General features: G+C 56.2%; 23 protein-coding genes and 1 tRNA gene. 11 read left to right on the top strand and 13 right to left on the bottom strand.

Annotated features, from left to right (window positions below; translation table 11 throughout):
• Positions 1–100: 100 nt before the first annotated feature.
• A complete protein-coding gene (locus KP705_RS13195) occupies positions 101–1456 on the bottom strand; it encodes a calcium-binding protein (protein ID WP_046900347.1) in 1356 nt (451 codons plus the stop codon).
• Between the two features lie 401 nt (positions 1457–1857).
• Between KP705_RS13195 and KP705_RS13200 the strand changes: the two genes are divergently transcribed.
• Positions 1858–4845: a glycosyltransferase gene (locus KP705_RS13200; RefSeq protein WP_235271738.1), complete on the top strand. Its 2988-nt coding sequence runs from the start codon at positions 1858–1860 to the stop codon at positions 4843–4845.
• 100 nt (positions 4846–4945) lie between these two features.
• Here the strand turns inward: KP705_RS13200 and KP705_RS13205 are convergent, their stop codons facing one another.
• Positions 4946–6337, bottom strand: a complete 1392-nt coding sequence (locus tag KP705_RS13205; protein WP_046900348.1) for an NAD-dependent succinate-semialdehyde dehydrogenase — start codon at positions 6335–6337, stop codon at positions 4946–4948.
• A 91-nt stretch (positions 6338–6428) separates the two neighbouring features.
• Positions 6429–8447 carry an NAD(+) synthase gene (locus tag KP705_RS13210; RefSeq protein WP_215764615.1) on the bottom strand — a complete coding sequence of 673 codons (2019 nt, stop codon included), beginning with the start codon at positions 8445–8447 and terminating at the stop codon, positions 6429–6431.
• 163 nt (positions 8448–8610) lie between these two features.
• Between KP705_RS13210 and KP705_RS13215 the strand changes: the two genes are divergently transcribed.
• Positions 8611–8784, top strand: coding sequence for a DUF1328 domain-containing protein (locus KP705_RS13215; protein WP_046900350.1), 174 nt, complete (start codon positions 8611–8613; stop codon positions 8782–8784).
• A 6-nt stretch (positions 8785–8790) separates the two neighbouring features.
• Here KP705_RS13215 and KP705_RS13220 read toward each other — a convergent pair whose 3' ends face one another.
• From KP705_RS13220 to mlaD, 6 genes are read right to left on the bottom strand one after another with little or no spacing between them, the layout of a single operon-like run.
• Positions 8791–9306, bottom strand: coding sequence for a disulfide bond formation protein B (locus KP705_RS13220; RefSeq protein WP_046900351.1), 516 nt, complete (start codon positions 9304–9306; stop codon positions 8791–8793).
• Entirely contained in the window at positions 9303–10640 is a 1338-nt protein-coding gene (locus KP705_RS13225) for a trehalose-6-phosphate synthase (protein ID WP_064275514.1), read from the bottom strand. The genes KP705_RS13220 and KP705_RS13225 overlap by 4 nt, the downstream gene beginning before the upstream one ends.
• Positions 10628–11350 (bottom strand): trehalose-phosphatase, encoded by a 723-nt coding sequence (gene otsB / locus KP705_RS13230; RefSeq protein WP_046900353.1) that lies wholly within the window; start codon positions 11348–11350, stop codon positions 10628–10630. Before otsB ends, KP705_RS13225 begins: the two co-directional genes overlap by 13 nt.
• Positions 11351–11400: 50 nt before the next feature.
• Positions 11401–12072 carry a DUF2155 domain-containing protein gene (locus tag KP705_RS13235; protein WP_046900354.1) on the bottom strand — a complete coding sequence of 224 codons (672 nt, stop codon included), beginning with the start codon at positions 12070–12072 and terminating at the stop codon, positions 11401–11403.
• A gap of 2 nt (positions 12073–12074) precedes the next feature.
• Positions 12075–12296, bottom strand: coding sequence for a hypothetical protein (locus KP705_RS13240; RefSeq protein WP_046900355.1), 222 nt, complete (start codon positions 12294–12296; stop codon positions 12075–12077).
• Positions 12293–12826, bottom strand: a complete 534-nt coding sequence (gene mlaD / locus KP705_RS13245; protein WP_207204216.1) for an outer membrane lipid asymmetry maintenance protein MlaD — start codon at positions 12824–12826, stop codon at positions 12293–12295. The genes KP705_RS13240 and mlaD overlap by 4 nt, the downstream gene beginning before the upstream one ends.
• A 194-nt stretch (positions 12827–13020) precedes the next feature.
• On the opposite strand from mlaD, the gene KP705_RS13250 reads away from it, so the two are divergent.
• From KP705_RS13250 to KP705_RS13285, 8 genes are all read left to right on the top strand, one after another.
• Positions 13021–14535 (top strand): vitamin B12-dependent ribonucleotide reductase, encoded by a 1515-nt coding sequence (locus tag KP705_RS13250; RefSeq protein WP_215764616.1) that lies wholly within the window; start codon positions 13021–13023, stop codon positions 14533–14535.
• A 145-nt stretch (positions 14536–14680) separates the two neighbouring features.
• The gene (locus KP705_RS13255) at positions 14681–15049 is read left to right on the top strand and encodes an AtpZ/AtpI family protein (protein ID WP_046900358.1); all 369 of its coding nucleotides are present in this window, start codon (positions 14681–14683) and stop codon (positions 15047–15049) included.
• Positions 15027–15776, top strand: coding sequence for a F0F1 ATP synthase subunit A (locus KP705_RS13260; protein ID WP_046900946.1), 750 nt, complete (start codon positions 15027–15029; stop codon positions 15774–15776). Before KP705_RS13255 ends, KP705_RS13260 begins: the two co-directional genes overlap by 23 nt.
• A 46-nt stretch (positions 15777–15822) precedes the next feature.
• The gene (locus KP705_RS13265; RefSeq protein ID WP_007284348.1) at positions 15823–16047 is read left to right on the top strand and encodes an ATP synthase subunit C family protein; all 225 of its coding nucleotides are present in this window, start codon (positions 15823–15825) and stop codon (positions 16045–16047) included.
• An 8-nt stretch (positions 16048–16055) separates the two neighbouring features.
• Positions 16056–16616 (top strand): ATP synthase F0 subunit B', encoded by a 561-nt coding sequence (locus tag KP705_RS13270; protein WP_046900359.1) that lies wholly within the window; start codon positions 16056–16058, stop codon positions 16614–16616.
• A 10-nt stretch (positions 16617–16626) separates the two neighbouring features.
• The gene (locus tag KP705_RS13275) at positions 16627–17127 is read left to right on the top strand and encodes an ATP synthase subunit B (protein ID WP_046900360.1); all 501 of its coding nucleotides are present in this window, start codon (positions 16627–16629) and stop codon (positions 17125–17127) included.
• A gap of 4 nt (positions 17128–17131) precedes the next feature.
• The gene (locus KP705_RS13280) at positions 17132–17884 is read left to right on the top strand and encodes a glycosyltransferase family 2 protein (protein WP_046900361.1); all 753 of its coding nucleotides are present in this window, start codon (positions 17132–17134) and stop codon (positions 17882–17884) included.
• A gap of 76 nt (positions 17885–17960) precedes the next feature.
• Positions 17961–19613, top strand: a complete 1653-nt coding sequence (locus KP705_RS13285; RefSeq protein WP_046900362.1) for a glycosyltransferase family 39 protein — start codon at positions 17961–17963, stop codon at positions 19611–19613.
• 17 nt (positions 19614–19630) lie between these two features.
• Here KP705_RS13285 and KP705_RS13290 read toward each other — a convergent pair.
• A tRNA-Ala gene (locus KP705_RS13290) sits at positions 19631–19706 on the bottom strand.
• A 143-nt stretch (positions 19707–19849) separates the two neighbouring features.
• Between KP705_RS13290 and KP705_RS13295 the strand changes: the two genes are divergently transcribed.
• Positions 19850–20155, top strand: coding sequence for a YggT family protein (locus tag KP705_RS13295; RefSeq protein ID WP_046900947.1), 306 nt, complete (start codon positions 19850–19852; stop codon positions 20153–20155).
• Between the two features lie 3 nt (positions 20156–20158).
• On the opposite strand, the gene KP705_RS13300 is transcribed toward KP705_RS13295, so the two are convergent.
• The 3 genes from KP705_RS13300 to KP705_RS13310 form a co-directional block, all read right to left on the bottom strand.
• Positions 20159–20371, bottom strand: a complete 213-nt coding sequence (locus tag KP705_RS13300; RefSeq protein ID WP_046900363.1) for a hypothetical protein — start codon at positions 20369–20371, stop codon at positions 20159–20161.
• A gap of 191 nt (positions 20372–20562) precedes the next feature.
• Entirely contained in the window at positions 20563–22026 is a 1464-nt protein-coding gene (tldD, locus tag KP705_RS13305) for a metalloprotease TldD (RefSeq protein WP_046900364.1), read from the bottom strand.
• 76 nt (positions 22027–22102) lie between these two features.
• Positions 22103–23266: an aminotransferase gene (locus tag KP705_RS13310; protein ID WP_046900365.1), complete on the bottom strand. Its 1164-nt coding sequence runs from the start codon at positions 23264–23266 to the stop codon at positions 22103–22105.
• Between the last annotated feature and the right edge of the window lie 228 nt (positions 23267–23494).

Here is a 23494-nt window from a genome sequence, read left to right on the forward strand (position 1 = left end):
AGGCCAAAGTCTGTGAAGGGGTGGGCACAAACAAAAAAAGCTGGGTTCTTTCGAACCCAGCTTTCTTCATGAATGCTGGCAAGCCAGCAAACAGGGTAGATTAGCTCAGATTGAAGCTGGAAGCCTTCAGATCTGTAACGCCGAGGAACGTGATCTTGGAACCGTCAGACAGTGCAATGGTCGTGTTGCCACCGGCAACAGTTGCATTGGACAGAACGTTCTCAAGCCCACCGTTGTTCTGAAGGCCGTACTGGTACAGAGCCATCAGGTTACCAGCTGCGCTGCCAAAGTCACTGATGGTGTAGTTGCCACCAGCAGCACCCTTGTTCAGAGCAAACAGGTTAGCAGAGCCGGAACCACCCTCAAGGGTAGCATCGCCCGTTCCACCAACCAGCGTATCGGCACCGGTTCCGCCAATGACGGTCGTGTTGCCGGTACCTGCGAAAGCCTGCAGGACACCATGGGAAGACGCAGCAGAAATTGCTTCGTCGCCATCGTTACCTACGAACAGGCTGTAACCGGACGTACCATCGAACTGAGCGTTCAGGCCGGATGCACCGAACATGGTAGCATTGCCAGCCGTGATGGTGGTGTTGCCCGTACCATTCAGGAAGGACAGGGAACCATCGACACTGATGCTGTTGCCCGTACCACGGATCTGCTGGAAGTCACCTGCAGCAGAAATGGTATCGTTCAGACCACCAGCGACCGTAGCAGTCGTTCCAGTCGCGAAATACGTGCTGGAGCTACCACCCGTGATGAAGCCGTTGCTACCAACCGATACGCTGTTTGCGTACGTCGTGTCATAAACCGTGGCGTTGGCGCCAAGAGTTACGACCGAGCTGCCACCCAGCAGGGTAACAGTGTCGGTGCCAGCGGAACCATCGATCGTGTCCTGGCCCTCGGAACGAACGACGTTCGTACCTGAACCTAGGGTGATCAGGTTGTTGCCTGTTCCGCCATCGATGGTGTTGTTGCCATCGGTGCCAGAAATCGTGTCGTTACCGGAACCGGTAGCGATGTTCCAGTTACCAGTCTTGCCCGTGCCAGCGAAGGTGTTGTTGCCAATGCCCCCGATGAAAACGCCGTTCTGGTTTCCAGCCTGAACCGAAACGCCGACCCAGCTGCCTGTCAGCAGCTCGATGTTGGAAGCGGTATCATTTGAAAGGTCAATTGAAACAGCGCCATTAAGCGTATCGGTCGGTGCGTACGAACCTGCAGCAACATAAGCTACATCACCGGTGATGCTGTAGCTGCCGCCTTGGGTGATAACGCCCTGAGAAACGCTTGCGTTACTTGGGCTACTGTTTCCGCCTGGTACCAGATCATAGCTCGTCAGACCGCTGACACCAGCGATAGCAGACGAATATTGACTGGCCAGAGCGTGGGCCTGTGCACCGTCGACCGTGACCGCAAGGATCTGGCCGGAGGCGCCAACCACGGTAGTGATTGCCATTACCATGCACTCCTAAAAAGGTTGCCTCGCACTGGCGGCCCTCAGACCACCCAAATGATCGAGTGACGAGTCTTGCATATATCAAAGCCTCATCACCAAAAGCAATAAGGATCTGACGCACCTACACAAGAACCACCCCAACATCGGAGCAATATAAAGGTCCACTCACAGTGCAATACCCAACTGTGCTTAAAAAGACACAGAAAGGCAGGGGCAGGAATGCCCCATCACAGAAGGGAGCATTTTACGAAGAGTTGCAATGACAGGTTAAACTTTACAGCAGGCAATCAATAAAAAATTAAAATACTTCACAAAAAACAAACAGAAAGAGGGATTGTGTCTCTACAATGCCTTAAGATGCTTTCTACACCATATCCTATACGAATCTGTAAATTGCACCTGTGACAAACATATTCCCCACCTCCCTCTCCCCCGCCCTGCAGGATCAGTATCTGGCTGATCTAGCCATTGTGCTGACCAAACGAGCCTCAGGCGAGAAACTCCTCTGCCAGCAGGAAGATTGGGATGACCACGCTGTCAGAACAATTACATGGTTGGTGAGAAGTTTGCAGGATAAATCTCAGCACACGGCCACTATCCTGCTGTCCCCAACTCTTGACGATGAGCTTGGCTCCCAGCTCAAGACCTACCTAGAGCTTGAAGGCAATCTTCCGGAAGCAAGATTCACCAGCATCTTCCAGAACCCTGACGCAGGGCTGATCCTCTGTCGGCAGGTACATGAAAAACAGAATACTGTCTCCAGCATTCCAGTTGTTGTAGTCGGAAGAAACTCCCAGCCGCATTCAGAAGAAATACACCTTTCGGATTATATTTCGCTCTGCCCAGCAGGTACTCACCCCCTTATAGAACTCCTTAAGGGTCAGTCAGACAATTCTCGCAATTTTCGTCACGGGGTTCGCCAACTACTTGCCTATGACCTGACCATGCGTCGGGCTAACACAGAGCTTCAGCGATATAGAAAGGCCGCCGAACAAGCCGAGCGCACGGCCTACACTCTTCGGATTGAGAGTCGTTCCCTTTCGAAAGACCTTCGCAGCCGAAATGAAGATATTACCGCCCTAACGCACATTCTTGACCCTATTCGTCAAGAACGTGACATGTTCCGCACAAAAATGATGGAAGAGAGCCATAAGCGGACAGAGCTTGAACGTCACTACACGGAAAACCGCGCCGGCCTGGAGTCTCTGGAAGCTTTTCTCTCGCAACCTGCACCTCTGTGGCGCCGAATTCTACGGTCATTTCGAAAACCATTCATTCCCTATATTCCAACGCTTCCAGACCTGCAGCTTCAGTCAGAAGAAGAGAATATTTCATCCAGCACACCTCCCGCCCCAAGGAAGGCCACCGACACTGACGGGTCTTCCCCTGAGGGCATACAGCACGTTCTTTTCGTCGCCGGAGAACCCAGGACTCCGGGTGTGGCTTATCGATGCACCCGAAACGCCGAGGCTGTCCGACATGCAGGATATGAAGCGCGCATCCAGCCGTGCGCCACAGTAGGCTATGAGGATATCTGCTGGGCCGACGTCATGATTTTCTGGCGCGTAGAATACAGCGGTCATGTCAGCACCATCCTTGATCTAGCCCAGCAGGAAGGCGTCAAAACCATTTTTGATGCTGATGATATTGTCTTCGTTCCACATTACGCCCGCATCGACTTCATCGATGGAATTCGCTCTGTTGGGGCGACAGAAGAACGCATTGAGCGCTGCTTTGCAGACATGCGCCGCACTCTTTTGCGCTGTGATCAGGGATCGACTACGACGCGCGAGCTAGCGCTTGCGATGCATGAATTACGACCCGTCGTTCACCTTCTCCCGAATGTCTATGATCACGAGACACTGCGTCGATCGCGTCTCGGCTGTCGTCTTCGCGGTGAGCCTGGCCGTGCGACGTCCGAAGACGGATTGATCCGCATTGGATACGCCACAGGCTCGCGGACCCACCAGCGTGATTTCGCAATCGCCTATCCCGCTTTGACACATGTGCTGAAGACCCACCCCAATGCACGGCTGGTTCTATTCAGAGAGAAGGACAATCATCGACCCGTTCTCCTGATGGAAGAGTTTCCAGCACTTAAAGCCGTAGAAAACCAGATCGAATGGCGAGACATGGTCCCGCTGTCCGAACTTGGAGAAGAGTTCGCCAGATTTGATATTTCCATCGCTCCGCTGGAAGTTGGAAACGTCTTCTGCGAAGCCAAAAGCGAAATCAAATTCCTTGAAGCTTCTCTGGCCGGGAATGCCTCGATTGTTTCCCCAACAGGCCCCTTCCGACGCATTGTAAGAGATAACGAAACCGGCCTGCTCGCTGAAACGCCCGAAGACTGGACCCGCGCCCTTCTGAAACTGGTCAACAACCCCGATCTACGCCGCACCCTGGCGCGCAACGCCTACCATGACGTTCTCTGGCCCTTCAGCCCGGAAGCTCAGGCCCGGCGCATGTCACTCGCACTATCTTCTCTCAATGGTGATGTGGAAGCTGCTCAAGCCGCAGAGACCCTTCTCGCCCGGAGCCGTCTGAAGTCCCAGGCGCTCCCGGTCATTCCGGAGAGTGAGACCCTCTTCCACCATGATATTCTGGGGGAAGCGGAGGTCACTGTCATTGTGACATCCTACAATTATGCCAATCACGTTCTGGATGCTCTGGACTCCGTCGCAACCCAGTCACTTCCCATTCTGGACCTTATCGTGGTGGACGATGGGTCAACGGATGAATCGCTTGACCTCATCAGGATCTGGATGGAACGGCACACCAGTCGCTTCAACCGCCTGATCTTCAGGCGGTCCATCCGCAATGCGGGGCTGGGTGGCGCACGAAACATCGGCATGGACGCAGCAGAAACTCCCCACACCCTACAACTGGACGCCGACAACATCCTGCGTTCGGATGCTTGTGAAACCTTGCTGGCTGCCATGACATTTGGTATCGCCTACGCCTATCCGCTGATCCAGTGCTTCGACGAAAACGGGCCAATCGTCACGAAGAAGACCCCTGATCTAACGACACCGCCCGGCGCACCCGTTCTGCTGGGAGATCTGTCCTCTAACCCCCTGACACTGGTTTCAGGCAATCGCATTGATGCCATGGCAATGGTCGCCAAATGGGCGTGGGCAGCAGCCGGCGGCTACTATGTTTCACGTGAAGCAATGGGGTGGGAAGATTATGACCTCTGGTGCACTTTCGCTGAACTGGGTTTACCCGGGCGACAGGTTCCAGCCATTCTGGCGGACTACAGGCAGCACAGTAGCTCCATGACCAACGCATCGACAGAGCGGGCCACCCACAAAGCACGCGTCGTCGCATATGTGCAGGCCAGACATCCCTGGATTAATCTGACCGCAGAGAAGGCCCATCAGAGAACCTGACTTTCCCCGATCAGTCTTTCAGGCACAAAAAAACCCGGACAGTTTCCTGTTCGGGTTTTTTCATGAACAGGCCGGATCGCAAGATCCAGCCAAGTCATAATCAGAACGGTGCGTCGATATCCACGACATCAATCAGCTTGTGATTCACAAACTCCTTGATGCCCAGACCAATCAGTTCACGGCCATAGCCAGAACGAGCTACACCACCAAACGGCAGATCAGCCTTCACCATCGTCGGATGGTTCACATAAACCATGCCCGTGTGGATCTTCTCGGCAACCTTCACGCCACGCGCCGTATCCTTGGTAAAGACGGAACCGCCCAGACCAAACGGCGAGTCATTGGCAACGCGAATTGCCTCAGCCTCGTCCTTCACACGATAAAGCTGCGTGACAGGGCCAAAGAACTCCCAGTGACGGGCTTCGTTGTCGCCATGCAGGTTCGTCATCAGCAGCGGCTGGAAGAACGCGCCCTTCTCCGGAACCGGTGCACCGATCACTTCAACAACAGCACCGTGCTTTTTGGCTTCTTCAACCTGAGCCTTCAGATCATCAGCAGCCTTCTGTGAAGAAAGCGGCGCAAGCGTCGTAGCCGGATCCATCGGATCACCAGCCTTGAACTTGAGAACCTCAGCCTTATAGATCTCAAGGAACTTGTCGTAGATGGCGTCTACAACGATCAGGCGCTTGGAAGACACGCAGACCTGGCCTGCATTCCAATGACGCCCGAAAGCAGCCCACTTGGCGGCCTTTTCAACATCAGCATCTTCAAGCACGACGAATGCATCGGCACCGCCGAGTTCCATCGTCGCCTTCTTGAGCGCCTGACCAGCCGTGCTGGCCACAATGGCGCCCGCACCTTCAGAGCCGGTCAGCGCCACACCACAGACGCGCGGATCATTCAGGATCACGGCCGTATGATGACGGGCAGCATAAAGATTGTGGAATGCGCCCTTTGGCAGGCCGGCCTCGATCATCAGATCATCGAAGATAGCAGCACACTGCGGCACATTGGATGCATGCTTCAGCAGAACCGTATTACCGGCAGAGAGCTGCGGCGCGATGATACGAGCGATCTGGTAGTACGGGAAATTCCAAGGCTCAATCGCAAAGACAATACCTTGCGGCTGATGGATCAGGATGGCTTCGCCTTCCTTCGGATCAGCAACCGGAAGCTTTTCCGGCTTCAGAAGCTCTTCTGCGTTCTTGGCGTAATATTCAAAGATCTCAGCGGAGAGAATGGTCTCCAGCTTTGCTTCTTCATAAAGCTTGCCCATCTCAAGGGTGAGAAGCTTCGCATATTTATCGATGTCACGGCGAAGGATTGCGCCTGCAGCAGCCATAACCTTGGCGCGGTCTGCAAAGGAAACGTCGCGCCAGCTCTTAAATGCCTCATACGCGTCGGTGATCGCCTGCTGAACTTCCTGGTCAGTTGCTTCCGGGAAGGTTTTAAGCGTTTCACCCGTATATGGATTGGTCGTAGCGTAAGCCATGACGGAAAATCTCCGTTGAATAAAATGGTACCCTGCATATTGGCATGAAAGCCATGGTACGGAACCCCCAACCCCTCAAAAGTTTGAAAGTTCACATAGCCGTGTTCTGTTTGAGCTCTTCCAGCCATGCTCGTGCGTTACCATCGGACGGTGCCCTCCAGTCTCCGCGCGGAGAAAGGGAGCCGCCAGCAACGATTTTTGGCCCATTTGGCATGGCAGAGCGCTTGAACTGACTGGTGGCAAAAAACCTGTGGAGAAAAATTCTTAACCAGTGACAGATTTCTTCCAGATCATAAGATTTTCGCCGGTCTTCAGGGAAATGCATCGGCCAGGAACCGGTTGTAACACTTCCCCATGCCTTTTCAGCCAAAAAGGCGATACGTGAGGGACGAAATCCATACCTGAGCACATAGAAAAGCGTGAAATCCTGCAAGGCATACGGGCCAATCATCTGTTCCGTACTCTGAATTCCCTGCCCTACATCCGGAACGAGCTCAGGGGAGATTTCAGCATTGACGATCTTCTCCAGAACGTCTGGTGCACCACCTTCCAGCCCCCCTTCCCGGATCAACCAGCGAATGACATGCTGGATCAGCGTCTTCGGCATTCCAGCGTTCACATTGTAGTGAGACATCTGATCCCCGACGCCATAGGTGCACCACCCCAGCGCCAACTCGGAAAGGTCACCTGTCCCGATGACAATGCCGTTTCGATGATTGGCCAGACGGAAGAGAAAGTCTGTTCTCAGTCCTGCCTGCACATTCTCGAAGGTAATGTCATGAACCGGCCTGCCCTCTGCATAAGGATGACCAATGCCCGCCAGCATAGTCTCGGCCGCAGGCCGAATATCGAGCTCATTGGTTTCTACACCCAGTGCAGACATGAGCGCATGAGCAAGCCCACGACTTTCGCTGCCAGTGGCAAATCCGGGCATCGTGTAGGCAAGGACATGCGTCCGGGGCCAGCCAAGTTCATCCGCAGCTCTGACAGCAACGAGCAACGCCAACGTACTATCAAGGCCGCCGGAAACCCCAATGACAGCACGCTGGGCACCACTCGCCTGCAACCGCTGACGCAGCGCGCTCACCTGAATGGTCCAGGCTTCATAGCAATCCCGAGCCAGTGTTTTCGGATCAGAAGGAACAAACGGGAATCTTGCAACGTCACGCTTTAACCCAAGGTCTTCCAGTGGGGCAGACAAAGCGAACCCAATGGTTCTGAAACGGTCACGCCCGACACCAAACTGGCCCGTCCGCATGCGCTCCTGCCGGAGAAGATCAAGATCCACATCCGCCACCACCAGCCGCTCTCCCTGAGGAAAGCGATCTGACTGCGCGAGAAGACGGCCATTCTCGTGAATGGAAACCTGACCATCCCATGCCAGATCAGTGGTGGATTCCCCTTCCCCAGCCGCTGCATAAGCATAAGCGGTCAAAGCCCGCATGGATTGAGCCTGGCACAGCAGAGAACGGTCATCTGTACGGCCGATGGTGACTGGCGACGCAGAAGGGTTGAGAACAACACTCGCCCCCGCCTGAGCCAGCATTCCGCTGGGAGGGTTGGCCACCCACAAATCCTCACAGATCTCGACGCCCAGCGTCAGACCCGGCAGATCATGCGCTTCAAACAGAAGGTCCGCGCCAAACGGAACCTCAGCGCTTCCAATCCGCACCAGTCCAGACGTTCCCAAGCCAGATGTGAACTGTCTGGGCTCATAAAATTCCCGGTATCGTGGAAGATAGGATTTGGGAACCACACCCAGAATACGCCCGCGATGAATGACTGCTGCACAATTATAGAGCAGCTCCCCCCGACAAAGCGGCAGCCCGACCACAGCAACACTCATCAGGTCAGCCGTCTGCCTGGCGAGCCACTCAAGAGCAGTTCGGGCACCATCCAGCACCACATCCTGGAACCGCAGATCATCAAGTGTGTAGCCAGTCAGTCCCAGTTCCGGAAAAACAACCGTAGCAACACGCTGGCGGTCGCATTCCTTCAGGACCTCGAGAACCCTTTCCGCATTGGCGTGCGGTTCAGCCAGCGAAACGGGAAGCGTACAAGCTGCAATCCGGGCAAAACCCTGATGATAAAGCGAGCGGAATCTGGTCATTGCGTCCCTCTCAGACCCAGGTGCCCCGGAAAGCGGGCGTCACGTTTTAATGTGTTCAGCAATACAGCCATTACGAAATTGAACCGGAGCAGTTCTGTACCGTTCTGCCTTGCTCACCCCGTTTCTCCAACTGGAGGAACATCATGACCCAGGAGACTTACCAATGGATCTGCTTCGCTGGACGGTTGTCTTCCTCATCCTGGCCCTATGCGCAGCTGTGCTTGGGTTCGGGGGAATTTCTGCAGATTTCGCCTATATCGGCAAGATCCTGTTCTTCATCTTCCTCGTACTACTGATCATCAGCCTGATCTTCGGTCGCGGTCGCCCAAGACTCTGACGGGTTTCAGCCTCGGGAGCGCAGCATGCGCACGCTTCCGAGGCTGGCCACCACAAAAACGACTACAGCATACAAACCGCCCGTTTCCGTCATGGAAATCGGAAAGCCGAATAGATAATCGGGCGAATCACAGGGCTTATTCGGCCGAGCAGGCATCGCTGCCATCCAGTCCTTGAAGCTACCGCCGTGAAAAACCGGCGCGCGACATTCGGGAGCCGGACTTGGCCAGAACTTGTGTTCGACGCCAGCGTGCAGAACGGCCAACCCGATACTCACAGCCAGGCACAGCAGCCCCGCGAAGACGGGATATCGTGCGTAACGTCGCGGCAAAAGCAACGTCAGAGCGCCAATCCCGATTAGAACGCGCCAAGGCCTTCTCTCCCACAAGCACAATTCACACGGCGCCAGCAGAAGCCGGTGCTCCGCAAACCATGCCGTCCCAAGCGCCAAAACCCCCGCCAGAACGAACAGCCCTCCCAGTATCTTAGTCATATCGGGCTGCTTCGTTCCGATCAGAGTCATGTGCGAGAGGCCTCCAGGCTATCTAGAAACTGCTTGGCCCAGCTTCCCGCTGTATTGCGGGAGACTTCGCCGTAAAGTGCGGACCATGCCTCATGACGGGTCTGCACGTCCATGGTGAGTGCCGCATGAAGTGCATCTGCCATCCCTTCAGCGTCCAGCGGATTGACCTGAAGCGCTTCTGGCATCTCAGGTGCTGCACCAGCGAACCGTGATAGAACCAACACGCCCGGGTCCTTGGAGTCCTGAGCCGCGATAAACTCTTTGGCCACCAAATTCATGCCATCGCGCAATGGGGTGATGTAACCGACATCAGATACCCGATAGAGCCCCGCCAGAACGTTCCGGGAAATCGGCCAGGTCGTATAACGGATTGGCACCCAGTCCGGCGTGCCATATGCCCCGTTGATCGTTCCCACCAAGCCATCAAGCTCTTCCTTCAGAAGACGATAGCTTTCCACACCTGTTCTGGAGACAGGCGTGATCTGTAAGAACGTCACCTTGCCGCGATATTCCGGATAGTTTTTCAGGAGCATTTCATACCCCCGCATCCGCTCAGGCAAACCTTTGGAATAATCCAGCCGATCCACACCGATAATCAGGCGCTTTCCAACCAGACTGTCCACAATCTGCTCCACGTCTTCCGTGGATGCACTTTCAATAGCCTGCTGCCTGAAGCGGATCGGATCAATCCCGATCGGAACTGCCTCTACTTCTGCCTTGAGTCCATACTCCGCGAAACATCCCCGAAGGTTCTGGGCATCTTCCGGTGTCTGCACGCCAATTCGGTCACAACCTGCAAGCCCCTTCAAAAGGCGCTGCAATTGCGGCAGGAGACGCGCCACACTCCAGGGTGGAAAAGGAATATGCAGGAAAAAGCCAATCCGGCCCTTGACCCCTCTGTCCCGCAGCATCTCAGCCAGCGGGAACAGATGATAATCATGAATCCAGATCGTATCGTCCTCTTTCAGAAGAGGAACCAGACGATCGGCAAAGACGGCATTGGCTTCGTAGTAAGCCTCGCAATCTTCACGCGTGTAACGGATCAGCTGCGTTCTGTAGTGGCATAACGGCCAGAGAACGCCATTGGAAAAGTTCAGATAAAATCTGTCATATTGCCGGGGCGTCATATCAAATGTGGCATACGTCACATTCCCAGCACGGTCTTCCATGACAGGCCGGTCCAGTGCATCTTCGCACTGTTCCCCGGACCAGCCGAACCAGAGGCTGTCCCGTGTCTGAACAGCATCATACAACCCAACAGTCAGACCACCCGCAGGCTGCGTCCGTTCTCCGGGCGCTGGTGTACGATTGGAAACAACTATCAGGCGCCCCATCCATGCCCCTCCGATAAATCGTGCAGCCACCGGCGGAACGTGACTGCATCAGGAAAATCATCCGGAATGAGCCAGCCAGCACCGCCCATCTGGCGCGCAGCCCTCACTCCGTCCATGTCTGTAACGTCATCCCCGACAAAGAGTGGCAAGCGACCGCGAAAAGGATTTTCAGACATCAACTCCCGCACGGCTCCTCCCTTGTCCACGCCCAACGGACGAAGCTCGATAGCCATGTGAGCGTCCTGCAAACGGAAACCACCAGCTTCCGGTGACCATTGCTCCGTCAACGCCCGAAACGCCGTTTCAGCCTCCGGCGCCTGACGATAGTGCAGGACCATTCCAGCCTTTTTGCGTTCCACGCTCGCACCGGGATGCAAAGAGACAATATCTTCCGCCTTCTGCAGCCAGTCAGCTGGCACAGAGGGGAGAGCAGGATGGGTGATGTCTTTTTCAGGTGAGGTCCGCACGGCCACTCCATGCTCCCCCGCTACGGCATGAGGAATGCCAGGCAAAAAATGGTCGATCTGGGCGATCGGTCGGCCAGTCACGATAGCCAGCGCTCCGCCGAGCATATCTTTCAGGCGGAGGAGATCGTCTGCCAGTCCCGGGGGGACAACCACACTTTCAGGAGTAGGAGCGATATCGACCAGTGTTCCGTCGAAATCCAGCAGGATTGCAGCTTTTGAAGGCGGAAAAGGAATCTGGATCATGAGTAGGCTTCTCTTTCCAGTTTCAGGGGTACCCCCGCTCCGCCCACTCCTTATTCCAGGCCGGGGTCGGCTGCGGGAGGAGGCAAGGACGGTCCGGCTGATGCCGGTGGGGCGGGAGGCACAAGAGACTGTGCACCACCAGAAGGTGGCGCGAGAGGAATCGGTGCGTGGCTGTCTGGCGCCAGCGGAACCGCTCCTCCTTCAGATGATGAAGAACCAGACTGGTCGGTCCCCCCTTCATCTTCCGTTGCTGTCGTACCGGCCAGTTGAGGCGCTTTTATGACGGGCAGCGGTCCAGCGTCCGGCGCAACACGATCTCCCGTGCACGCCACAACACGCACATCATAAAGCGAACTGCCATAAGTCCCGAGAGATGGCTCATTCTGCAACATCCACCCGTCGAAGGGTGGTCGAGCCGAATCTCCCGAATCACGCAGGTGCAGCAACGCACCAGAGTCAGCGGGCAATGTTTCCGGGCGACTGACACACGCCTCGACAGCGACCGAAAGCGTTCGGTAGGAGGCATTTGCACCCACTGGAATCGTCAACGTTTCAATATGGGCATCCAGCCGATCCAGAACACGAATGACAGCCTGTGTCCGTCCCTGCCAGGTATTAGCCGGGTACATCGCCGGCGGGGCAACCCCTACAGCGGCAAGCGCCGATGACGTTACAGACAGAGCCAGAAGAGCCGCACCGGCAAGCAGAAACCGATTGGTCATGATCAGGCGTTTCCTTGGGATTTCGGGTCCACGAGATCGGCAAGCATGGCGATGAAGGACTGGCGCATGGCATCTGGGGAAACACCCATCAGAATACCGTCCTCAAACGCATCCTGCAGGGTCTGACGCAATTCGGCATCATTTTCTCTCAGCACGCGTACTTTCTCGACGCAGGCAACTGGCTGCCCATCACGATCCAGCCAGGGAAAGTCCTCGGAACTCACGGCTCGTCTGACAGGCCACCAGCAGGCTTCTGGGGCTTTTGAGCCTTCTGAAGCGTATCCGTGACCGAAAAGATAAATTTGCTCAGAAGCTGCTCAAGACTGATAGACCCCTGCGTCTCCGTCAGCGCCCCACCAGCCTTGATAAGAGCGTCAGCGCCACCCGGTGACAGCGCAATGTATTTTCCGCCCAACAGACTGTCAGACGTCACAATCGCGGCAGAATCCGTTGGTAGCTTCACGTCCGGCGACAGTGTGAATGTCACCTGGGCCTGAAAAGTCTTCGGATCCACGACCTCAGACATCACATGGCCGACGGTAATTCCAGCCAGACGCACATCTGATCCGACATTCAGACCATCAATCTGGCTGAAAGACGCATGAACCTGGTAGCCACCATCATCATGACGATGATGACCCAGCATCGCCAGAACCAGCATCCCGACCAGAAAGACCAGCACCAGAAACCCAGCCAGAAGCTCAAGCCGATCGTGGCGAGCTGCGGCAGGCGCTGTTCCCGTGGCTGCGCTCATGACATCACCTTCGAAAAAATCATTTTCCTGCACTAGCGGACTCCATCGCCGCAGTCCAACCCTCCCTTTGGAAACAGAGATTATCAGCCTGGGAAAATGTTATCCCCCATATCCCCATGTTCCCACCCATTAACCCGGCCAAAAGGCGCGTTTTCCCGCTTCCGGGGCACCGGAACGCAGCGTAGATTCGCAGCATGACAGCCCGTCTTCATTGGACCGGCGTTCGCATGAGAACGCTTCGGGTCACCACCGATCCGGACGACAGCGCCACGCGCTCCGTCACCCTTCCGGCCGCCTGGGAGGATGATGCCGCGCAGGCGCTGGCCCAGATCACGCAAAATGGTGGCCCCATCCGCCTTTCGACGGAAGCGGCACGTTGGGTTGACACAATTGATGCGTGTCCGCCCCTCCCCGGAACGCCAGCCAATGCCCCCTCTCCTGCCCGGAGCCTGTCTTATCTTCTGCTGATGCGTCAGCTCGCCCCCAACATTGCCCTGTGGGAACGTCATCCTGACGAAATTCCAGGCTTTGTTGTGCGCCTGTCTGGCTTTGTTCAGGAGGACGGTTTCGCACCAGAGCATTTCGTAGCCTGCCTGAAGCTGGCCTGCGATTCCCTGCGTCGACTTCACGCAGCAACACGCGTGGAGCGAACAGGTGAGCTACCGCTCTTTGATCTGCCCGCTGATCCGTCAGAAGAACCTGCAGGCATTATCCTGCTAACGGACCTGGACGCATGCCTCGCATCCATGGGGCTCGACTACGACAGTGATGCAGGACGAGAGGCCGCCAGAGCCATTGCCGCGCTGGCCACAAGCATCGCGCATGCAGGCACAAATCTCTCGCTCCCGACCATTCCAGCCTGCACATCTCTACCGGGGCTACGCGCGCTCGCGGCAGAGGCCTGCGCGGCCATGGAAGGCCAGCACCTTTCCCCTGTAGAAACGGGATTTTCCGGACCCGGGCCTGTCGACGCACTTCTAGGTGTTGAATCCTGTGGGTTGGCGCCGGTCTTTTCGCCTCTACGAAGCGACGGACATCTCCGCGCCTCGACCCTTGCCCGATTGGCTTATAGAGGCCTGACGCCCGAATCCGCCCTTGCGATGGCTCTTGCTGGTGAAGCTCCCCTTCCTCCGACAAGGCCGGAAGCCCATGCCGCCATGCATAAGGCCATGGAACGCTCCGTCGATTTTCTTCCGGAGTTGCCAGAACCCGAACTGGCGAATCTGCGCGCCAAACTGGAACGCGGTGCTCGGCGTCAGCTTCCAATGCGTCAAACCGGCTTCACTCAGCGCACTGCTGTCGGCGGTCACAGTCTCTTCATGCGCACGAGCGAGTTTGAAGACGGCACCCTGGGTGAAGTCAGCATCATCCCGACCCGAGAAACGCCAATGGCCCGGGGTTTAATGGATTGTCTCGGGCAGGCTGTCAGCATCGGTCTTCAGTTTGGTGCCCCGCTGGACGCTTTTGTCGAACGATTCGCTTATACCCGCTTCGGGCCTGCGGGCACGGTCGAAGGGGATCCGGGCGCTGCCTACGCATCGTCGATGCTCGATTACGCCTTCCGGACACTTTCGGAGGCTTATCTCGGGCAGCACATGCCAGACGCACCACAGATCGAACCTAACTCAGAAGATACATCCCCTATGTTACCGTTCGATCATTCGTCGGGCGATACACCCCGCGGTCGACGCCTCAGACTGGTGAGTTGATGAAAATATGGCGTCTTCCGACGTCTGCGCTGCTGGAATACATTGACAGCCTGCGGACACGTCGGTAGCTAGCGCCTGCGCTGAGAAGGAATCCGGTCATTGTGCCCGGTGGACAGGATGCGCACAGGGTAAGGGATCAGACAGCGTGGGACACGCCCCTTCCGACGAGGATGACAGCTTTGATGTGCGCCTGAAGCGCGCAAGCAAAAAGCTTGATCCCCACGCGGAAGAGTTTTCCACAACGTCCTCCGATGGAGATGCGGGTTCTATCGCATCTTTCGGGGTTGCGATCCGGGTCGGAACGGAGCTGGTAGCCGGTCTGGCGGTTGGTGTGGCATTAGGCTACGCTCTTGACCGCTGGCTGGGTTACAGGGTTCTTTTCCTTCTGATTTTTGCCCTGCTAGGTTTTGGTGCCGGCATGATGAATGTCTGGCGGGTTTTGAATGGGCCGGGCATGGTGCCCGAGCTGAAAGATGACGGGAGAAGCCAGCGTGGCAGCCGGATCGACGATTGACGCGCTCGGACAGTTCGAGCTCCATCCGGTTCTCGGATCTCTGGGCGAAGCTCTGCGGTTCTCACAGTCTCCACTGTTCATGCTGATCGCCGTTGTGCTGGTGCTCGCATTCCTCTTTATCGGAATGCGCCCAGCCTCCGTCGTTCCTGGCCGTCTTCAGGCCGCAGCCGAAATTGGTTACGACTTCATTCATGACCTTGCCATCGGCACGATGGGTGAAGAAGGCGCTGCTTTCTTCCCGTTCGTGTTCGCTCTGTTCTTCTTCATTCTCGCTGGCAACTACCTCGGCCTGCTTCCCTTCTCCTTCACCTACACAAGCCATATCGCAGTGACACTTGCGCTGGCCGTAACGGTGTTCGTGATCTCGATCCTGGCTTCCCTGCGCTTTCAGGGTCTGGGTTTCTTCAAGCACTTCATGCCAGCTGGCGCCCCTGTGTGGCTGTCGCCACTGCTCGTGCCGATCGAGATCCTTTCTTTTCTTTCTCGCCCCGTCAGCCTGTCGATCCGTCTGTTCGCCAATATGGTGGCCGGTCACGTTCTGCTCGAGGTGTTTGCCGGCTTCACAATCATGCTCGCCGGTCTGGGCTTCTTCGGTCATATCCTGGCCGTTGCCCCGATCGCGATCAACATTGCGCTGACGGCTCTGGAATTGCTGGTGGGTGTGCTTCAGGCATACGTTTTCGCCATTCTCACCTGCATCTATCTGCGCGAGGCCGTCGCTCACTGAGCGCGGTTTTGCACAACCCCTGTATCGACCCTAAAGGAACCTGACCATGGACGTTCAAGCCGCTCGTGACATCGGCGCCGGTATTGCAGTAATCGCCCTCGCAGGCGTCGGCATCGGCCTCGGCAACATCTTCTCGACGCTCGTGAGCTCCATCGCTCGCAACCCGGCTTCCCGCCCGCACGTTTTCGGCCTCGGCATGCTCGGCTTCGCGCTGACGGAAGCCGTTGCTCTGTTCGCGCTGCTGATCGCCTTCCTGATCCTGTTCGCCTGAGGTCGAACATGCACCGCACGCCACGTCTTTTCCTGTTCGCCGCTCCGCTGGCGGCTGTGCCGGGCCGAGCTGTGGCTGCGGGCATGCCGCAGCTGAACGTCCATGATCCGCTGCTGATCGGACAGGTCGCCTGGGGAGCCGTCATTTTTGCCGGCTTCTATGTCGTCCTTAGCCGTTCCGCTCTGCCGCGGATCGAGCGCGTGCTGTCGAACCGACGCACCCGCATCCAGAACGACCTCGATATTGCCCGCCGTGCGAAAGCCGAGTCCGACCGCGCAAGCGCCGAACTCCTGAGCACCCGCCATGAAGCGGCCGCACAGGCCCGGGCCAATGTAGAGCGCATCCAGAATGAGGCACGCCTCAGCGCTGAAACGCATGCACGGGAAACCGCAAAGCGTCTCGAAGCTGAAGTCGCAAACGCCGAAGCCCGGATTGCCCAGTCCCGCGAGCAGGCTCTTTCCAGCCTCCCCGCGATTGCTACTGGCACCGCTCAGAACCTGGTCTCCCGTCTGATCGGGGAACAGGATGAACAGACTGTCGCCAGCGCCGTGAAACGCGTCAGCGCCTAAGGAGACGACGATGTTCCAAGAACCCCGTTTCTGGACTGCCCTGGCATTTGTCCTCTTCTTCGTGATCTTTGGTCGCAAGCTCTGGGCCGTCATCACGAGCCATCTTGATGCCCGTGCAGAAGGCGTTCGCCGCGATCTGGACGAGGCAGCCCGTCTCCGCCGTGAGGCAGAGCAGATGCTCGAAGATGCGACCCGCGAGCGTGAGAAGACGCTGGCAGAAACCCAGGCCATGATTGCCCGCTCAGAGACGGAAGCTGCTGCTCTGGCAGAACGCGCCCGTCACGAAGCAGAAGCAGCCGCTGGCCGTTACGAGAAGATGGCGCACGACCGGATTGAAGCCGCAGAGCGCGCTGCAATCCGTGAAGTTCAAGAGCGCGCAACAGCCATTGCCATCTCGGCAGCTCGCGATGTTGTGGCCTCCCGTCTTTCCGAGAGCCCGGACGTTGCTGCTAAGCTGATTGAGCAGAGCATTCAGAACCTTCCTGAAGCGCTGCGCCGTTCTGCGGCCTGAGTTTATGACATCCGTCCGCCCAACCCAGACTCCTGTGACGCTTTCCATTGTCATGGCAGTCCTGAATGAGGCGGACAATATTCTACCTGTCTGTCAGGAACTCGCTGGAGTTCTTGATGGCTTCCCGGAGAATACTGAAATTCTTGCCATCGACGATGGCAGTACAGATGCCACCGTCGAGAGGCTTCTTGAAGCACGACGTCAGTATCTTCCAAATCTCAGAATTCTTAGCCACCCACGGCGCCTTGGCAAATCTGCTGCTCTGAGAACCGGAGCGACAGCTGCTCATGGCGAATGGATGGCGACCATTGATGGCGATGGTCAAGACGATCCTTCTTCCATCATCCGCATGCTTGAGCTGGCACGTTCAGCCAATTCCAAGCCGCCGCTGGTGGTTGGTGTCCGTCGAAAAAGGAATGACCGTCTCTCCCGGCGCATTGCGACAAAGCTGGCCAACGGCTTGCGCCGTCGCCTCCTGAATGACGGTTGCCCAGACACCGGAGCCCCCCTCAAGCTTTTCTCTCGTGAGATGTTCCTGCGTATTCCGCAGTTTGAGGGTGTACACCGCTTTCTGCCGGCCCTCCTTGGGCACTATGGTGCTCCGCTGATCTGCCACGAAGTTCAGCACCGTGCCCGTCTGCACGGCTCATCAAAATACACCAACTTCAATCGGGCTCTTGTTGGCATCCGTGATCTTCTGGGTGTCATGTGGCTGCAAAACCGAACCCACCTGCCCGATCGTCTGACCGAACACTGATCCATCCTTTAACGAGGATGGCCTTTCAGACACTTTCCGGCCACCATTCTCTGATGGACCGGAACGGAGCCTCTGCATGAAACTGACATTCCGGCATTATGCCCTCCTCGGGCTAGTGACCTTTCTGCTTGCCTTGCCGGGACGCATGACATTGCCCCCGCTGGATCGTGACGAACCACGTTATATGGAAGCGTCAGAGCAGATGCTCACGTCCGGAAATTTCGTAGACGTCCGCTTTCAGGACAAGCCACGCTATTTGCAGCCGGCTGGCATCTACTGGCTTGAAGCCTCTTCTGCAAAAATTGCGGAAGAACTCTTTGGCTCAGACGTTCTGCGCAAAACCTGGCCCTATCGCATTCCAAGCCTCATAGCCGCCGCCCTTATCATCCCCCTGACAGCTTGGATGGGAAGCGCACTTTTCGGAGCCGTTACCGGTCTGATGGCTGCGGGTCTCCTGATGGTTTCGACGCTCTTTGTCGCCGAAAGTCATATGGCGACAATCGATACAGTCCTACTCCTGGATGTTCTGTGCTTTGAAGCAATGCTTCTGAAGGCATTTCTCGATCGTCAGAAGAACAGTCCGACATCCGTCTGGGTTGCCTGCGGTTACTGGCTGGCATTGGGCGTCGGCCTAATGCTTAAGGGCCCTGTTGTTCTCATTCCAGGCTTTTGTACCCCACTGGCCCTATGGGCTGTCGAACGTGATCGAGAGTGGTGGTCCAGACTGCATCCGCGCTGGGGTTGGCTGCTCATGCTTGCCGTAGTCGTTCCCTGGTGTGTCGCGATTGACGTTGTCAGTCATGGGGACTTCTTTTCACGCGCCATTGGCCGTAACTTTCTGGGGAAAGTGGCACATGGCCAGGAAGCTCACGGCCTACCACCAGGATTCCATCTTATTGTCTTTGCGCTGGCATTCTGGCCTGGATCTTTTTTTGCTGCTTTGGCAATTCCGTCAGTCTGGAAAAATCGCAAACTGCCTCAAGTCCGGTTTTTGCTGAGCTGGATTATCCCGCACTGGCTGGTCTTTGAATTGATCGCCACGAAGCTTCCGCATTACGTGCTCCCCACATATCCGGCCATTGCAATCCTGACTGCCGCGGCTCTAACGATTTGGGGTCGTCCAGCTCTTTCCAAATGGAGCAAAATTGCTCTCGGATTCTACGGCGTTATATGGGCCGCAGTTGGCTTGGCCTTCTGTTTCGCTGGCACGGTCGTGCTGTATAAAATGCAGCACATGCTTTCGATCCGCGAATGCCTTGCGCTCTGCGGAGCACTCCCTCTCATGGGAGGAGCAATTCTTCTTTTAATCCGCAATCATCGGCAGCAAGCAGCGTTTTGCGCGATGGGGGCCGCTGTCATTGCACAAGCTGGCCTCTTCCTGGCTGTAATCCCTAACCTGCAAACCATTCGCCTGGCTCCCCGAGTGGCTGCACTTTTTGAAGACGTGAAGCCATGCGCTCAAACTGTGCTTGTCTCGACATCTTATTCCGAGCCAAGCCTGGTCTTCCTAGTGGGCGAACACACGCAGTTGATTGGCCCAGAAGCCGCGGCAGTTTACCTCCAGCAGAATCCTCGTTGCACCCTCGCTCTGGTAGACCGAAAGGATGAAAAGACCTTTCGGGATGCATTGAACCGAACCAACCTTAGCATCGTAGAATATGGCCGTATCCAAGGCCTGAACTACTCAAACGGTCATCATCTTGACCTGGGCATGTTCGCCCCAGACTAAATTTCTGGAAATTGCCATGGTGGAGCTGAGGGGAATCGAACCCCTGACCTCCTCATTGCGAACGAGGCGCTCTCCCAACTGAGCTACAGCCCCATGGCATTTTTGATAGTTCCCATCAGCCCGGTTTCTGTCAAGCAATCCGGATGAGGTTGTCCTGTCTCGCCGAGGCAGATACAAAACCTGTTCCTGGCTGGCCGCTTACCCGGTCTTCCGCGTTTTCCGACGAGGTTTTCAGCATGCTTGCCCTGCACGCCATTATCCTGATGATCATTCAGGCATTCGTATGGGCTCTTCTGGCTTACTGTATTCTGTCCATGCTGCTGGGCTTTGGCGTGCTGGATATTCGTAACCGGTTTTTCTACTCGCTCTTCAACACCCTCGCGCGCGTCGTCGAACCGATTCTGGCCCCTATTCGGAATATCCTTCCCAGCACAGGCGGCATGGACTTCGCGCCGATGGTCCTGCTGCTGGCAATCCAGTTTCTGGTCTATCCCTTGGTCAACCGTGTGTTCGCCATGCTGATTTACCACCCGGCCTTCTAAGACTTATCGGACTGCGCGCCACACTTCCTCCAGCGCATCAGCCAGATCATTGTGCGGCTCACTCCACTGGCCTGAGTGCGTCGGCGGTTGCATCCAGGCGCGCCACCCTTTTCCGGGCTCACGTTCAATGCGAACAGACCAGTCTTCAGGCAAGCGGCTTAGCACACGCTCCATCCGGACCTGACTGGTCAGTGGCTTGGCGTAATTATGCCCCATGGTGGAGCTCCTTTCACAACGTGAACTCCTGAGCTGCAATGACCGTGGCAAAAACAAAAAACCGGACATCGCAGCTCAAAACATCTTATGCCTTTTAAATAGGCACGATGCTGCCTGCTGCAATATCCGGAAATGAGTTACGGCTCTTCGGCGCTACTTTAGAAGCCGGAAAGCCCGAGAGTTTTACCCTTTCAGGCTGTGCCACCTACCGTCAGGCCAGACAACTTCAGCGTCGGCTGCCCCACTCCGACAGGAACGCCCTGACCGGCTTTACCGCATGTCCCAATTCCCGGATCAAGCGCCACATCTGACCCGATCATCGAAATCTGGTTCATGGCATCTGCACCATTTCCAATGAGCGTCGCTCCCTTCACCGGGCGCGTCACTTTTCCATCTTCAATCAGATAAGCTTCCGACGCCGCGAAAACGAACTTCCCAGACGTAATATCAACCTGACCACCGCCAAAGTTGACGGCATACAGTCCACGCTTTGTAGAGCGGATCATCTCATCGATCGTCGCTGTCCCTTCAAGCATCACCGTATTCGTCATACGTGGCATAGGAGCATGAGCGTAAGATTCGCGACGCCCATTTCCCGTGGAAGACACACCCATCAGACGGGCATTCAGGCGATCCTGCAAATAACCCGTCAGAATACCGTCTTCGATCAAAACAGTCCGTCCCGTTGGCGTCCCTTCATCGTCGATGCTCAAAGAGCCCCGACGCTCAGGTAGTGTCCCATCGTCAATAACCGTCACCCCAGGAGCAGCCACCCGCTTCCCGACCATACCGGTGAAGGAGGATGTTCCCTTCCGGTTGAAGTCCCCTTCCAGCCCATGGCCAACAGCTTCATGGAGCAGAATACCTGGCCATCCTGGCCCAAGCACCACATCCATTTCTCCTGCAGGTGCCGGCGCTGCATCGAGGTTCAGCAGAGCCTGCCTCAGAGCTTCATCAACTGCTGCTTTCCATGTTGCGCCATCCAGAAGACGATCCAGTTCATACCGTCCCCCCTGTCCATGACTACCACTCTCGCGACGACCGTCCTTTTCAACCACGACCGATACATTAAGACGGACCAGCGGACGAAGATCCGCAACGCGATCTCCAGCATCCGAACGCCGCATGATCTGCACGGCCTGCCACTCGGAACTCAGACTGGCACTGACCTGAACAACGCGGGTATCTACACCACGGGCATAGGCGTCAATTTCGCCCAGAACTGCCGCACGCGCTGCAAAGTCCGTTCCCTCCAGCGGTCGGGAATCAGAATAGAGACGCTGATTGGTTGATCGCGGGCCAGGCGCCATCACGCCACTTCGTCCCTGTCGCACGGCACCGACTGTGCTAACCGCACGTGCCAAAGCGTCTTCGCTCATTTCATCAGAATGGGCGAAAGCCGTTTCCGTTCCCAGGACTGCGCGCAGACCAAAACCTGAAGAGGTTGTGAAACTCGCTGATCGGATTGTCCCGTCATCCAGTGAGATCCCCTCATTTTCGCGGTATTCGAGAAACAGTTCTCCATCATCTACCCCTGCCAATCCCTGTGCAACCAGTGCTTCGGCACCCTCCCGCGTCAGTCGGGAACCGGGGCGGTCAAAAAACAGGGCATCAGTTGTGGCAAGGGCTCCCAGCGCATCTGCGGCAATGGACATCGGGGTAATCTCCTGGCTGAGAGGATGGTGAAGAACTAGAAATGGGTCATAGCACGCGAATTGAAAGAGGCCGCCTTCAGGTGAGTGCTTTTTCTAGGCGACGCAGGGCTTCCTGAAGAATTTCCGGCTTCTTGCAGAATGCAAAGCGGATCATGTTGCGTGGCGGTTCAGCGCCCTCCGGGTCATAAAAGGCAGAGACCGGGATTGTTGCCACGCCTGCATGCTCAACCAGCCATTCGGCAAACTCCACATCCGTTCGCCCCTGAGCATGACGTGACGTATCCGCCACGACAAAATAGCTTCCATCTGCGGGAAGTGTCTCAAAACCGAGGCGATGCAATCCTTTCACAAGAATGTCTCGGCGCAATTCCAGGTCAGCGGACAAACTTTTGTAGTAGCTGTCGTCCTTATTCAGGCCATGCGCCACAGCGCGCTGAAGATTAGGAGCCGTGGCAAACACCAGAACCTGATGGGCCTTGGCAACCACAGACGCCAGAGCCGAAGGAGCCGTGACATACCCGACTTTCCACCCCGTCAGAGAGAAGCTCTTGCCTGCGCTCCCAATGCGCATGCAGCGCTCCCGCATATCAGGAAGCGTCATGAGGGGAATGTGTTTCACGTGAAACGTCAGGTGTTCGTAAACTTCGTCACAGATCACATATGCATCATGTTCCTTCACCAATCCTGCAATCAGCTCAAGTTCAGTCTGTGAAAAGACCTTCCCCGCAGGGTTCATCGGAGAGTTCAGGATCATGGCCTTTGTTTTGGGGCCAAAGGCTGCACGAAGCTCTTCTTCGGGAAGCTTCCAGTGTGGCGGCTGAAGACGGACACACTTGGGAACTGCGCCTATCATCTTGAGCATGGGAAGATAGGTGTCATAGAGGGGTTCGATCAGAACCACTTCATCACCAGCTTCCACAACAGCCATCAGGCAGGCTGCCAAAGCCTCCGTTGCTCCAGACGTCACAACGACTTCTGTCGCCGGATCAATCTCAAGCCCATAAAAACGCCGGTTCGATTCAGCGACAGCCTGCCGCAACTCCGGCAACCCCGTTAGCGGCGCGTACTGGTTTCTATTATCCTTCAGCGCCTCGGCCGCGACTTTGATAATATCCGCCGGGCCTTCAGTGTCCGGAAAGCCCTGTCCCAGATTGATTGCATCATACCTGGCAGCAAGCTGAGACATAATCGTGAAAACGGTCGTGGGCAGCGAGGACAGATAGGTATTGGGCGTTTTCATGGACCAGCGCTTTTAAGACATGGAACGGAAGAGAGACTTCACCATTGCAGGACCCGCACGTCCTGAAAAGCCATTCCCTGCGCTTTGGTCCTCACCTCACGTTCTCAGTTGAACAAACGTCTTTTTGGAATCAATACCCGCACAGTAACTATGGAATTCCCGATCAATAAAATTTTCCCGATCGGACAACACCCCGGCAAGTCAGAGCTTCCCCTTCCCTGATCGGCC

It is taken from the genome of Gluconobacter sp. P1D12_c (assembly GCF_018812105.1).
Lineage (GTDB): Bacteria > Pseudomonadota > Alphaproteobacteria > Acetobacterales > Acetobacteraceae > Gluconobacter > Gluconobacter oxydans_A.

Coding starts and splice junctions, on each gene's coding strand:
- KP705_RS13265 (WP_007284348.1), top strand. CDS start 15,823: ATGGACGTTCAAGCCGCTCGTGACATCGGCGCCGGTATTGCAGTAATC.
- KP705_RS13275 (WP_046900360.1), top strand. CDS start 16,627: ATGTTCCAAGAACCCCGTTTCTGGACTGCCCTGGCATTTGTCCTCTTC.
- KP705_RS13205 (WP_046900348.1), bottom strand. CDS start 6,337: ATGGCTTACGCTACGACCAATCCATATACGGGTGAAACGCTTAAAACC.
- KP705_RS13215 (WP_046900350.1), top strand. CDS start 8,611: ATGGATCTGCTTCGCTGGACGGTTGTCTTCCTCATCCTGGCCCTATGC.
- KP705_RS13195 (WP_046900347.1), bottom strand. CDS start 1,456: ATGGCAATCACTACCGTGGTTGGCGCCTCCGGCCAGATCCTTGCGGTC.
- KP705_RS13210 (WP_215764615.1), bottom strand. CDS start 8,447: ATGACCAGATTCCGCTCGCTTTATCATCAGGGTTTTGCCCGGATTGCA.
- KP705_RS13220 (WP_046900351.1), bottom strand. CDS start 9,306: ATGACTCTGATCGGAACGAAGCAGCCCGATATGACTAAGATACTGGGA.
- KP705_RS13300 (WP_046900363.1), bottom strand. CDS start 20,371: ATGGGGCATAATTACGCCAAGCCACTGACCAGTCAGGTCCGGATGGAG.
- KP705_RS13295 (WP_046900947.1), top strand. CDS start 19,850: ATGCTTGCCCTGCACGCCATTATCCTGATGATCATTCAGGCATTCGTA.
- otsB (WP_046900353.1), bottom strand. CDS start 11,350: ATGATCCAGATTCCTTTTCCGCCTTCAAAAGCTGCAATCCTGCTGGAT.
- KP705_RS13225 (WP_064275514.1), bottom strand. CDS start 10,640: ATGGGGCGCCTGATAGTTGTTTCCAATCGTACACCAGCGCCCGGAGAA.
- KP705_RS13235 (WP_046900354.1), bottom strand. CDS start 12,072: ATGACCAATCGGTTTCTGCTTGCCGGTGCGGCTCTTCTGGCTCTGTCT.
- KP705_RS13280 (WP_046900361.1), top strand. CDS start 17,132: ATGACATCCGTCCGCCCAACCCAGACTCCTGTGACGCTTTCCATTGTC.
- mlaD (WP_207204216.1), bottom strand. CDS start 12,826: ATGAGCGCAGCCACGGGAACAGCGCCTGCCGCAGCTCGCCACGATCGG.
- KP705_RS13310 (WP_046900365.1), bottom strand. CDS start 23,266: ATGAAAACGCCCAATACCTATCTGTCCTCGCTGCCCACGACCGTTTTC.
- KP705_RS13250 (WP_215764616.1), top strand. CDS start 13,021: ATGACAGCCCGTCTTCATTGGACCGGCGTTCGCATGAGAACGCTTCGG.
- tldD (WP_046900364.1), bottom strand. CDS start 22,026: ATGTCCATTGCCGCAGATGCGCTGGGAGCCCTTGCCACAACTGATGCC.
- KP705_RS13270 (WP_046900359.1), top strand. CDS start 16,056: ATGCACCGCACGCCACGTCTTTTCCTGTTCGCCGCTCCGCTGGCGGCT.
- KP705_RS13285 (WP_046900362.1), top strand. CDS start 17,961: ATGAAACTGACATTCCGGCATTATGCCCTCCTCGGGCTAGTGACCTTT.